8 protein-coding genes are annotated in these 12,803 nt (G+C 67.4%); 5 read left to right on the forward strand and 3 right to left on the reverse strand.

Annotated elements, in window-relative coordinates; translation table 11 throughout:
* The first annotated feature begins 13 nt into the window (after positions 1–13).
* Positions 14–865, forward strand: a complete 852-nt coding sequence (locus Amac_RS24100; protein WP_155356661.1) for a MaoC family dehydratase — start codon at positions 14–16, stop codon at positions 863–865.
* On the opposite strand, the gene Amac_RS24105 is transcribed toward Amac_RS24100, so the two are convergent.
* Positions 862–1,473 carry a TetR/AcrR family transcriptional regulator gene (locus tag Amac_RS24105; protein WP_155356662.1) on the reverse strand — a complete coding sequence of 204 codons (612 nt, stop codon included), beginning with the start codon at positions 1,471–1,473 and terminating at the stop codon, positions 862–864. The two genes, Amac_RS24100 and Amac_RS24105, sit on opposite strands and share 4 nt — an antisense overlap.
* Positions 1,474–1,633: 160 nt before the next feature.
* Here Amac_RS24105 and Amac_RS24110 point away from each other — a divergent pair, with 160 nt between their 5' ends.
* Genes Amac_RS24110 through Amac_RS24125 form a run of 4 tightly spaced genes read left to right on the forward strand, consistent with a single transcriptional unit; the run spans position 1,634 to position 7,195 of the window.
* Positions 1,634–2,533, forward strand: coding sequence for an SDR family NAD(P)-dependent oxidoreductase (locus tag Amac_RS24110; protein ID WP_155356663.1), 900 nt, complete (start codon positions 1,634–1,636; stop codon positions 2,531–2,533).
* Positions 2,534–2,538: 5 nt separating this feature from the next.
* Positions 2,539–3,768 carry an NAD(P)/FAD-dependent oxidoreductase gene (locus Amac_RS24115; protein ID WP_155356664.1) on the forward strand — a complete coding sequence of 410 codons (1,230 nt, stop codon included), beginning with the start codon at positions 2,539–2,541 and terminating at the stop codon, positions 3,766–3,768.
* 5 nt (positions 3,769–3,773) lie between these two features.
* Entirely contained in the window at positions 3,774–4,871 is a 1,098-nt protein-coding gene (locus tag Amac_RS24120; protein WP_246268634.1) for an NAD(P)-dependent alcohol dehydrogenase, read from the forward strand.
* 17 nt (positions 4,872–4,888) lie between these two features.
* Entirely contained in the window at positions 4,889–7,195 is a 2,307-nt protein-coding gene (locus Amac_RS24125; RefSeq protein ID WP_155356665.1) for a CaiB/BaiF CoA-transferase family protein, read from the forward strand.
* A gap of 179 nt (positions 7,196–7,374) precedes the next feature.
* On the opposite strand, the gene dnaE is transcribed toward Amac_RS24125, so the two are convergent.
* Together dnaE and Amac_RS56360 are read right to left on the reverse strand one after the other, a co-directional pair.
* Positions 7,375–10,959, reverse strand: a complete 3,585-nt coding sequence (dnaE, locus tag Amac_RS24130) for a DNA polymerase III subunit alpha (protein ID WP_155356666.1) — start codon at positions 10,957–10,959, stop codon at positions 7,375–7,377.
* A 159-nt stretch (positions 10,960–11,118) separates the two neighbouring features.
* Complete coding sequence (locus Amac_RS56360; protein WP_246268636.1) at positions 11,119–12,735, reverse strand: cellulose binding domain-containing protein; 1,617 nt, start codon at positions 12,733–12,735, stop codon at positions 11,119–11,121.
* Positions 12,736–12,803 lie beyond the last annotated feature (68 nt).

The raw sequence follows: 12,803 nt of genomic DNA on the forward strand, positions 1-12,803 counted from the left end.
AAAGGAACACGAGATGACCGTTGACCCGACGAAGGTCGGCACCACGCTGGAGGGCTCTCCGGCGAGCTGGGATTCGAAGGACGCCCTGCTCTACGCGCTCGGTGTGGGCGCGGGCGCCGAAGATCCCCTCAAGGACCTGAAGTACACCACGGAGAACAGCGAAGGGGTGCCGCAGGAGGTGCTGCCGACGTTCGCGACGGTCATGACCGGCGGTGTCCGCAGACATCCGACCGAGCTCATCGGCTCCGTCCCCCGTTCCAGCATCCTGCACGGCGAGCAGAAGGTCGTCCTGCACCGGACCATCCCGACGGCGGGGACCGTCGTCTCCGACGGAGAGATCACCGGCATCTACGACAAAGGCAAGCACGCCAACCTCGTCACCTCGTCGGTGCTGACGGATGCCACGTCGGGAGAGCGCTACGCGGAGGTCCAGTCGACGCTCGTCCTGCGGGGGGAGGGAGGTTTCGGCGGCGATCCGGGACCGGCCACCCGCTGGGAGGTTCCCGCCCGGGAGCCGGACACGATCGTGAGTCACCCGACCAGGGTCGATCAGGCGCTGCTCTATCGCCTGAGCGGAGACCGCAACCCGCTGCACTCCGACCCCGCCTTCGCGGCGAAGGCGGGGATGCCGCGGCCGATCCTGCACGGCCTGTGCACGTACGGCTTCGCCGGGAGGGCCCTGCTGGCGGCCATAGCCGACGATGACCCGGCTCGGTTCGGCGAGTTCTCCGTGCGATTCGCCTCGACCGTCAACCCCGGGGACGTGCTGGACACGTGGATCTGGCGCACCGACGACGGGGCGATCTTCCAGACCCGGGTGGGCGACGCCGTCGTGCTGGACCGGGGGGTGTTCCGTCTCCGCTAGTCCCGCGCTCGCGTCGCGGCGTCCAGCTGGGCGCACGCGAGGTCGATCATGTCGTACACGATGTCGATGTCCATGATTCCGCTCAGCCACTGGCCGACGGCGGCGCCCCAGACCAGGCGGACCATCCGAAGCAGCCGAAGCTCCTCTCCCGTCGCCGGGACGCCGTCCGACTCGAGCGCCTGCCGCGCGAGATCGATCAGGTACGTCTCGGACGAGCCCGGCAGTTGTTCGATGTGCTCGATCTGGTGAACGCCGGAGAAGACCGAGACGATCGCGCGGCCCAGGTTCGGTTCGCGGGTCACCTCCACGAACGCGCGTTTGAAGACGCGGCCCACCCTGTCCCCTCGAGTGCCTCCCTCGATCGGGTGAGCCTCGTTGTAGGCCGCGTACCGCCCGACCTGATCGACGGCGAGAAGGGTGAGCAGGGCGACCTTCGAGGGCACGAGCCGGTACAGCGTGACGGTCGTCATGCCCGCCCGCTCGGCGACGGCACGCATCTGGACGGCGTCAGGTCCGCCTTCGAGGGCCAGCTCGCGGGCCGCGTCAACGGCCCGGCGCCTCCGTTCGGCGGCGTCCTCCGCCGACCTGCCTCGTATGCGCGTTGTCATGCTCTCGCTTCCATCTGACCAGGCTCGGCCCTCTACTCTACCAGCGGATCAGCTAAGTATAACGTGTTGCACATAAGCATAACGTGTTCTACCATTGACGCACCCGTCCACGGACCTGCGGAAACGCCGGATCCATGACGTTCGACAGAGAGAAATCACCATGAACAGTGGAGCCATACTCGATGGGCGCGTGGCCATCGTCACCGGAGCAGGCCGAGGCATCGGCGCGGCGGTGGCCCGCCTCTTCGCCGAGCAGGGCGCCAAGCTCGTCCTCAACGACCTCGGGGCGGACCCGGACGGCACCGGGAGCGACGAAGGCCCGGCCCACGCCGTCGCCGAGGAGATCGTCGCGGCGGGCGGCGAAGCCGTCGCCAACGGGGGCGACATCGCCGACACCGCGACCGGCGAGGAACTCGTCAAGCTCGCGGTCGAGCGATTCGGCGGCCTGGACGTGGTCGTCAACGTCGCCGGCATCCTCCGCGACAAGATGATCTTCAATCTCGCGCCCGAGGACTGGGACGCGGTGATCCGGGTCCATCTTCGCGGCACCTACAGCACCGTCAAGCCCGCGAGCGCCTACTGGCGCGGGCGGCGAAACCCCGAGGGGCAGTACCGGATCATCAACTTCGCCTCCAACTCCGGCCTGAACGGAGCCCCAGGCCAGCCCAACTACGCGGCGGCGAAGATGGGCATCGTCGGGTTCACCTACTCGCTCGCCCAGGCGCTCGGCCGTTACGGAGTGACGGCGAACGCGGTCTCGCCCTCGGCGATGACCCGCCTGGTGGCAGCCGTCGTCGACCCGTCGAACGAGGCGGTGGCCGAACTGCTCCCCGAGAACATCGCCCCGGTCGTCGCCTATCTCGCCAGCGAGAAGTCGGGCTGGCTGAGCGGCCGCGTGATCGGCTCGGCCGGGCGGACCCTGAGCCTGTACAACAATCCCAGCGTGATCTCGACCGTCGAGAGCCCTGGCGACTGGGACCTGGACTGGCTGGCGGAGAACGTCGAGGCCGTGTTCCGCCCGCTCGCCGACGGCCTCGTCCGGATCCGCCACGCCGGATAGCCGGCATGGCGACCAGCACATCCACCCTGCTCGTCGTGGGAGCGTCCCTGGCCGGACTGCGCGCGGTCGAGGCGGCCCGCCGGGAAGGGTTCGGCGGATCGATCACCCTCATCGGCGACGAGGCGCATCTCCCCTATGACCGGCCGCCCCTGTCCAAGGGGTATCTGAAAGACGACAGGGCGGCGGACTACTTCCGTTCCGAGCACGAGATCCGCGCCGGGCTCTCGGTCGGGCTACGCCTGTCGACCCGCGCGACCAGACTCGATCCCCTCGCCCACGAAGTCCACACGGCCGACGGCGACGTGCTCGGATACGAGCGGCTCGTGGTGGCCACCGGAGCGAGCCCCCGCTCGATTCCCCAACTCGCCGCCAAGCCCGGCGCGTACACCCTGCGGACCGTGGACGACGCGGCGCGGCTTCGCGCGGCGATCAACCCGGGCGGCGAGGTCGTGATCATCGGAGCGGGTTTCATCGGCTCGGAGATCGCCTCCTCGGCTCGCGAGAAGGGAGCGCACGTCACGATCGTCGAGGCCGCGCCCGTCCCGCTGGTACGCGCGGTGGGCGACCAGGTCGGCCACGCCCTGGCGGGCATCCACGGCCGCCACGGCACTCGGCTGCTGTGCGGGACCACCGTCGAGGAGGTCATCGGCGAGGAGCGCGTCACCGGTCTTCGGCTGAGCGACGGCGAGACGGTGCCCGCCGACGTCGTGGTCGTCGGGATCGGCGCCGCGCCCGCCACGGCGTGGCTGCGGGACTCGGGTATCGCCCTGCATCCCGTCGACGGCGGCGTCATCTGCGACGAGTACCTGCGCTCGTCGCTGACCGATGTGTACGCGGCCGGCGACGTCACGTACTGGCCGAACGGCGTCCTGGACCTCACGATGAGGCTCGAAAACTGGACGAACGCGGCGGACCAGGGAGACCGGGCCGCGCTGAACGCGCTCTACCCCCACCGCGCCGCGCCCTTCCGCACCGTGCCCTACTTCTGGAGCGACTGGTACGGCAATCGTTTCCAGTTCGCGGGCACCCCGCTGGCGGACGAGGTCGTGTTCGCCCGCGAGGACGAGTCCAGGCTCGTCGCGCTCTACCGGCGGGCCGACCGGCTCACCGGCGCCGCCACCGTCAACGAACCGCGCATGATCATGAAGCTCCGGCGGCTCATCGCCGACCGTGGGTCATGGGAAAGCGCACACGAATTGGTCCGCGCCGTGGGCGCACCGACCAGGCAGAGGTGATGACCATGCCGATTTCCGCCACCGCGGCGGTGCTGCACGCGCCCGACGCCCCGTTCTCCCTGGAGACGATCCAGCTCGGCGAGTTGCGCCCCAACGAGTTGCTCGTCGACATACACGCCACCGGGCTGTGCCATACGGATCTGTTGCCGCGGCTGCCGGCCTTGGGGGAACGGCTGGTTCCGCTCGTGCTCGGCCACGAGGGCGCCGGCGTGGTGATCGAGGTCGGTTCGGCCGTGAGCTCGATCAAGCCGGGCGATCACGTGCTGCTGAGCTTCGACTCCTGCGGCGTTTGCGAGCGGTGCCGAGCCGACGACCCCGCGTACTGCCGCCACTTCAGAGCGATCAACCTGACGGGGCAGCGTCTGGACGGCTCCGTCGCCGCGCTGGACAGGCACGGCATCCCCGTGGCGAACCGCTGGTTCGGCCAGTCGAGTTTCGCCACGCTGGCGATCGCCACGGAGCGCAACACCGTGGCGATCGACCCCTCGCTTCCGCTTGAGGTGCTCGCGCCGCTCGGGTGCGGTCTGCAGACCGGGGCGGGTGCCGTACTCAACGAGATGAAGCCCAGGCCGGGGCAGTCGATCGCCGTCCTCGGCGTCGGCGCGGTCGGACTGGCCGCCGTCATGGCGGCCGGGATCGCCGAAGCCGCCACCATCGTCGCGGTCGACCGCCACGCGTCCAGGCTCGAACTCGCCGCGCGACTCGGGGCGACGGCGCAAGTCTTCGGAGACACCGGCGAGCTGCGCAAGGCGATCGCCGGTGACGGGCCAGGGCTCGACTTCGTGCTGGACACGACCGGAGCACCCGAGGTGATCAGAGCCGGAGTCGCCGCGCTCAGACCACATGGGCGCGCCATCCTCGTGGGCGCCGGAGCGAGCCCGGTCAGCTTTCACCCCAGCGAGCTCACCGGCGTCACCATCGGCTACATCCTCGAGGGGAGCGCGAATCCCAAGCGCTTCCTGCCCGAACTCGTGGCTCACTGGCGTGCGGGCCGATTCCCCATCGAGCGTCTGATCGCGTCCTACCCGCTCGCCGACATCGGCGCGGCCGAAACCGACATGCTCGCGGGACACGTGGCGAAGCCCGTGCTCGTCACTCGGTGACCTTTAAAGGAGCGAACATGACCACAGGTACGACCAGTGCGCTCCAGGGTGTGCGCGTCCTCGACTTCTCCGCAGGGGTCACCGGTCCCGTCGTCGGCATGCTGCTCGCCGACTTCGGCGCTGATGTGATCAAGGTGGAGGGCGTCGTCGACGACCCGGCCCGCCGGCTGCCCGGCTTCGCGGTCTGGAACAGGAACAAGCGCAGCGTCGAGGTGACCCCCGCCGATCAGCGGCAGATCGACTGGCTGACCGAGAGCATCCGCGGCGCCGACGTGTGCATCCTCGGATCGGGCGGAGAACTGTCCGATTGGGGGGAGCAGGTTGCCCTGGCAGGCGCGAGTAACCGGGGACTGGTGACCCTCCGGCTTCCGGCCTACCTCGACGGGTCGGCGCCCTGGCCGGACGGGCGGGAGTCCCATGGGCTCCTGGCCGCCGCCGGAGCGCAGGCGATGCGGCAATCGTCCAACACCGGCGGGCCAATCGAGTCCGTTTCGCCATACCTTCTTTACGTCCAGGCGGTCTGGGCGGCGGCGTGTGTCGTGGCCGCACTCGTCGAGCGTACGATATCCACCCGCGGGCAGAGCGTGACGGTCAGTGGCATGAACGCGATCATGGTCGCGCTGGCCGGGCTGCTCGGCACCGACCCTGCCCAGCCGGATCCGCCGACGGACCTCGGCCCGACGGGACGTCACCCTACGTACCGGCACTTCCGATGCGGTGACGGAGAATGGGTCGCGTGTGGCGCCCTCGGCGCGAAGTTCGAAGTGGCCGCGCTGGAGGCTCTCGGCCTCCACGACGTCCTGGCGGACCCGCGCATCGACGGCGTCACGGCCCGCCTCGTCCTCCTGGACAATCTGCCGTGGGTGCAGCCCCGGGTCAACGCGGCGTTCGCGGCCCGGAGCAGTGCCGAGGTCCTCGCGCTACTGTCCAGCCGGGGAATTCCCTGCGGACCCGTGCGGTCGCGCGAGGAGTGGTTCGATCATCCGCAGACCAGCGCGATCGGCATGCGCGTCAGCGTCGACGACCCCGAGCGCGGCACCGTGGAGATGCCGGGCGTGGTCCTCTCCCTCGCCAAGACGCCCGGCACCGTGCGCGGTCCGGCCCCCCGCCGTGGCGAGCACAATGGCGCCTCCCCATGGCCGCCGAAGGACACCCGTGAGCCGAGTCCGCCGCGGTACGCCGAGGGCCCGCTGGCCGGATTCAGGGTCCTGAACACCGGAACGTTCGTCGCGACTCCGTACGCGGGTTTCCTGCTCCGCGAACTCGGCGCCGACGTCGTCAAGGTGGAGCCCCTCGGCGGCGACCCGTTCCGCGCCACCGGATACACCTTCAACCGTGGCATGCGAAGCATCGCGCTCGATCTTGGGCGCCCCGAGGGCCAGGCGGTGTTCCACCGTCTGGTGGCCTCGAGCGACGTCGTGATGGACGGCATGCGGCCAGGTGTGATGGCCAAGCTCAACATCGACTACGACTCGCTGAGGAAGTCGAACGAGCAGATCATCACGGTGTCGCTGTCGGCGTTCGGTGAGGGCGGTCCGCTGAGCGGGCGGCCCGGCGTCGACATGGTCGTTCAGGCGATGAGCGGAATGATGTCGTCCTGGGGAGGAGACGACGTCCCGATCGCGAACACCATCGCGATCAACGATGTCACCGCCGCGGCGATCTCGGCACTCACGACCGTGCTCGCGCTCTACCACCGCCAGGTTACCGGCGAGGGACAGCGGGCCTGGGACTCGCTCGCGGGGGCATCCCTCTACCTGCAGATGAACGATCTCGTACGGTACGCGGGCCGCCCACGCCCGGCGGTCGGCAGCGCGGACCTGCGAAGGCTCGATCTGGCACAGGGCTACTACGCGACGGTGGACGGCTGGATCTATCTCCACGCCCGCGGCGGCGAGGAGGAGGCACGCACGGCGCTGCGAGCGGCAGGGCTGTACGAGGCCGGCGACGACTCCTCCCCGGAGCGACTGATCGCGTCCCGCACCTCGGCAGAGGTGATCCGGGCCGCGGAATCGGCCGGCCTCCAGGCCACTCGCGCCCGAACCGTCTCCGAGGTGCTCCGCGACCCCGACCTCCTGGCGGCGGAGGTGTTCCACATCCGGACCTCGGTGACCGGCTCCAGCTTCATGATGACGGGCAGGCACGCGGTGTTCAGCCGTACCCAGCGGAGCGGCCCGCTCGATCCACCGGGCATAGGACAGCACACGGCCGACGTCCTCACCGAGTGCGGCTTCGACCAGACAGAGATCGACGTTCTCCTCTCAGCCGACATCGCCCGCGGCGGCGGCGCCATGAAACGCGCCTTGATGACGCCGTATCGTTGACGGTCCGCCGGGACGATCGATCCCCTGGCGCTCCCCGCAGGGGGGCGCCAGTTCGGCATCGCCTGTCCGGCGCGTTCGAGCGCCATCACGACACGCCGTGGGCCGATGACTTCGCCCGAGCCTACGGCTGCCTCGCCTGAGCCCGCGCGTATCGAACCCCAGGCCTGCTCGGTGAAAGATCACCCAGGTCCGATCAGCGCGTTGGCGCCGAGGAGGACCTTGATGTCGCCCGCGAAGGCGCCGTTGGTGATGTTGACCGTGTAGTCGGGGAGTTCGAGGAGGTTGGTTTTGCGGTTGAGGCGTTCCACGCGGATGCGGACAGGGGTGTCGCCTGAGTGGATTGTCAGGATTCGTTTGAGTTCGCTGACTAAGTCCTGGGTGATGCGTTCCTCGCGGAGGGCGATGACGATGGGCTCGCGGCCGTCCGCCTGGATGCCGGAGATGTCGAGGAAGGTGATGTCCATCGCGTTGAAGGAGACTGTCGCCTCTTCGCCGTCGCCGCGGGAGCGGATTCGGCCGGTGACCGAGACGACCAGGTCGGGGGCGAGGTTGCTGCCGTAGAGCTGGTAGGTGTTGGGGAAGCAGGGGACCTCGATGGAGGCGTCGTGGTCCTCGATGGTGAGGATGGCCCAGACGTCGCCCTTCTTGGTGACCTTCTTGTCGACGCCGGAGATGATTCCGGCGATGCGGACGTTGCCGAAGCCCGCCTGGCCGTCGAGGACCTGGGCGACGGTGAGGTCGCGGTTGCGTTCGAGGACGCGTTCCGCGCCGTTGAGCGGGTGGTCGGAGACGTACAGCCCGAGCATTTCGCGCTCGAAGGAGAGTTTTGTCTTCTTGTCCCATTCGCCGTCGGGGACGACGACGTGGAAGACGTTGTTGTCGCCGCTGTCCTCGAAGGCGTCGAACAGGGAGTCCTGGCCGACGGCCTCCTTGCGTTTGACGTCGATGACCGAGTCGATGGCCTGGTCGTGGATCTGGACGAGGCCGCGGCGGCTGTGGCCGAGGCCGTCGAAGGAGCCCGCCTTGATCAGTGATTCGATGGTGCGCTTGTTGCAGACGACCTGGGGGACCTTGGTGAGGAAGTCATTGAAGTCGGTGAAGATGCCCTTGGCCTTGCGGGCGGAGATGATGCCGTTGATGGCGTTCTCGCCGACGTTCTGGATCGCGCCGAGCCCGAATCGCACGTCCTCGCCGACGGCGCTGAACTGGAGCCCGGATTCGTTGACGTCGGGCGGCAGGACCTTGAGTTTCATGCGGCGGCATTCGGCGAGGTAGATCGCCATCCGGTCCTTGTTGGTGCCGACCGAGGTGAGCAGGGCGGCCATGTATTCGGCCGGATAATTGGCCTTGAGATACGCCGTCCAGTACGACACGAGTCCATACCCGGCCGTGTGGGACTTGTTAAATCCGTAGGAGCTGAACGGTTCCAGAACGTCCCAGACGGCTTTGGCGGCTTCCTCGGTGTAGCCCTTGCCGACCATTCCGGAGGAGAAGGTGGCCCATTGTTTGTCCATCTCCTCCTTCTTCTTCTTGCCCATCGCCCGGCGCAGGATGTCGGCGCCGCCGAGGGTGTATCCGGCCAGCTGCTGCGCGATGGCCATGACCTGCTCCTGGTAGACGACCAGGTGGTATGTCGTGCCGAGGATGGGCTCAAGGGCGTCCTTGAGCGCGGGGTGGATCGGCTTGATCTCCTGCTGCCCGGCCTTGCGCAGCGCGTAGTTGGTGTGCGCGTTGGCACCCATCGGGCCGGGCCGGCCCAGGGCCAGAACCGACGAGATGTCTTCGAATCGGGCCGGGGCGATCAGCTTCGTCAGATCGCGCATCATCGAGCTGTCGAGCTGGAAGACGCCCAGCGTGTCGCCACGGGCCAGCAGCTCGTAGGTCTTCTCGTCGTCCAGCGACAGCTTGAGCATGTCCAGGTCGATGGCGCGGTTGCTCTTCACGTTCTGGATCGCGTCGCCGATGACGGTGAGGTTGCGCAGGCCGAGGAAGTCCATCTTCAGCGCGCCCATGTTCTCGCTGCTGGGCCCGTCGAAGCCGGTGATGCGGGCGCCGTCGTCGGGGCGCATGAAGATCGGCATGACGTCGATCAGCGGCTGGGAGGAGAGGATGACGCCCGCGGCGTGCACGCCGGTGCCGCGGGTCAGCCCCTCCAGGCCGAGCGCGGTGTCGATGACCTGCCGGACGTCCTGGTCGTCCTCGTAGAGCTTGCGAAGTTCGGTGGCCTCGGCATACCGGGCGTGCTTCTCGTCGAAGATGCCGGTGAGCGGGATCTCCTTGCCCATGACGGCGGGCGGGAACGCCTTGGTGATCTTCTCGCCGACCGGGAAGGGATAGCCGAGGACGCGTGCGGCGTCCTTCACGGCCGCCTTCGACTTGATCGTCATGTAGGTGATGATCAGCGAGACGTTGTCCTCGCCATAGCGTTCCGTGACATATCTGATCATGTCACCGCGCCGGCGCTCGTCGAAGTCCAGGTCGACGTCGGGCATGGAGATTCGTTCGGGGTTCAGGAACCGCTCGAACAGCAGCGAGTGCTCGATGGGGTCGAGCTCGGTGATGCCGGTGACATACGCGACCATGGAACCGGTGGCGGAGCCTCGGCCGGGGCCCACCCAGATGCCGCTGTCCCGCGCGTACTGACAGATGTCGGCGACGACGAGGAAGTAGCCGGGGAAACCCATGTTCTCGATGACGCCGAGCTCGTACTCGATCCGCTCCAGCACCTCCGCCGGCACGGGGTCGCCGTAGCGCCGGACCGCGCCGCCCTGGGTCTCCTTGCGCAGCCAGCTCATCTCGGTCTCCCCTTCGGGGACCGGGAACTTGGCGGCCAGGTCGCGGTGGGCGAAGACCTCGTCATAGGCCTCGACGCGCTCGGCGATCAGGAGCGTGTTCTTGCAGCCCTGGGCCCAGAGCTCCGAGTTGGGGTCGAGCGCCCACATCTCCTCGGCGGAGCGCACGTAGTAGCCGTTGCCAGAGAAACGGAACCGGTTCGGGTCGCTGATCTGGGAGTTGGTGCCGACGCAGAGCAGCGCGTCGTGCGCGGTGGACTGGTCTTCAGTGACGTAGTGGGAGTCGTTGGTGACCAGCGGGGGGATGCCGAGGGCCTCCCCGATCCGCAGCAGGTCGCTGCGGACGCCCGTCTCGATCGGGATCCCACCATGATCCATGATCTCCAGGAAGTAGTTGTCCCGCCCGAAGATCTCCTGGTATTTCGCGGCGTGTTCCAGGGCCTTGTCATACTGCCCCAGCCGCAGCCGGGTCTGGACCGCGCCGGACGGGCAGCCGGTGGTGGCGACGATGCCCTCGTGATACTCCGCGAACAGCTCATCGTCCATGCGCGGATACTTCTTCATGTGGCCTTCGAGCGAGGCCAGCGACGAGATCCGGAACAGGTTCCGCAGCCCCTGGGCGTTGATCGCCCACATCGTCTTGTGCAGATATGTCCCGCTGGCCGACACGTCGCCGCCGAGGCCGGTGCGCTCATCGGACTTGCGCTGGTGCGGCTCGCCCCAGAACACCGGCCGCTTGTGGAACCGGGACTCGGGACTGATGTAGCCCTCGATCCCGATGATCGGCTTCACCCCGGCCGCGGTCACCTTGTTCTGGAACTCATACGCCCCGAACATGTTCCCGTGATCGCTCATGGCGATCGCGGGCATCCCCAGCTCAGCCGCCCTCGCGGCTAGCTTCCCGATCTTCGCCGCCCCGTCCAGCATCGAATATTCGGTGTGAACATGCAGGTGAACGAACGAATCAGCCACAGGGGATCTTGGCCTTTCGAGCAGGGACCGACAGACCCTCAAACTCTATCGACCCCGACCGACAAGTCTGATGCGCAACCCAGAAACGGATCCAAGCCCCATGATCATCGGGCGTGGCGGACCGGCTCCCGCCGGGGAGCGGGAGCCGGGCCGCGATGGTCAGGTCGCTGTGCAGGTCACGGGATTGGGGAGGCCGTTGGTGCTGGACCAGCTGGCGTTGAAGCCGAAGGTGGTGGTGGCGTTCGGGGTGAGTGCCCCATTCCAGGACATGTTGGTAACCGTGATGTTGGCACCGCTGGTGGTGTGGGTGCCGCTCCACAGCTGGGTGATGGTCTGGCCGTTAGGGAACGCCCATTTCACCGACCACGCGGTGGTGGGGGTGGTGCCGGTGTTCTTCACGGTTACCGTCGCGCCGAAGCCGCCGGGCCATTGGTTGGTGACCACGTAAGTCGCTGTGCAGGCTTTCCCAGGAACGGGCGACGGGGACGGACTGGGGGAAGGCGAGGGCGACGGAGAGGGGGAAGGTGAGCGGGACGGCGAAGGTGAAGGTGAAGGGCTGGGAGATGGTGACGGGGAGGAAGGGCCGTTCTTGGCGGCCATTCGGGTGGAGTGGTCGCGGAAGATGGCGAGGGCGGGGTCGCCGAATTTGACCGAGTGATTGTCGCCGCCCGCGGATCGGTGGGGATACCACCAGAAGGCGGAGCCGTCCCCGCCCTGAGCTTCGAAATGGTTGTAGATCTCAGTCCACCACTGGTTGCGTGTGCCGTTGATGTCGGTGTTCCACTCGCCCATGAAGAAGGGTTTCCCGACCAGGTCATGGGAGTCGGAGATCCACCGGGTGATCAGCGTTTTCGTCTGTTCCAGGCTGAGCGCCGCCCACCCGGCCTGCGGATACGGATGAGCCGACGTGAAATCGATGTACGGCGACTGGTGAATGTAGACGAACGGATTACCCTCGTCCCCACCGAACCCGTAACGCGATTCATGACCTTCCAGGCCGGTGCCGAGCATGTGATTGGGATCGATCCCCTTCACATGCGCACCCATCTCGTCCACCCACGCCCGCAACGTGGCTCCGCTGACATTCTCGGCCGCGCTGACATCCTGGTACCGAGGCTCGTTCATGAGCTCCCACGCGAAAATGGCGGGCTCGTCCTTGTACTTGACGCCGCTGTAGTGGTTCGTCCTGTTCAGCACGTACGACACGTAGTTCTTGTACTGCACGAAGCAACCAGGGCATTGCGTCTTGTTGAAGAACTTGGCGCGACCGGGATGCCCGCCGCTCAGCCCTTCCCATTGGAGGCGCGTATCGATCCCCCCGTACGCCTCCCAGTAGTTCTCGAAAACCGGGATCAGCTTGATCCCATGCGATTTGGCGGACTGGATCACATAGTCGAACAGCGCGAACTGCTGGTCGTTGTAGACGCCTTTGGGCCTTTCGAAGCCGTGCCAGTCCTCGTGGCTGAACATCCAGAGGCGGAGGACGCTCACCTTGTCGGCCTGCAGATCGGCGAAGTGGGAGTCGATCTTGGCTTTGTCCATGTACTGGGTCTCGGTGTCGCCGAAACTGCCGCCGAAAGTGAACACGTCGTAGGTGTTGGCGCCGGCGAAGTAGAACGTACGCCCGTCAAGGCAGAAGTGAATGCCGCAACGGTAGGCGAACCCCGCCGGTACGGCGGCTCGCGCCGGAGTGCGTGTCACTAGAACGCCGGAGACGGCGAGGACGAGTGCGAGCAGCGCGGCGAGCAGAACGCGATGGGAGCGATGGGCGGGCAAAGAATCTCCTCGGTACGGGATCTGATCGAAGACAGCGCCTGACCCGTTGTCAAAGCCCAGTGAAGTAA

This window comes from Acrocarpospora macrocephala (genome assembly GCF_009687865.1).
In the GTDB taxonomy this organism is placed as follows: Bacteria; Actinomycetota; Actinomycetes; order Streptosporangiales; family Streptosporangiaceae; genus Acrocarpospora; species Acrocarpospora macrocephala.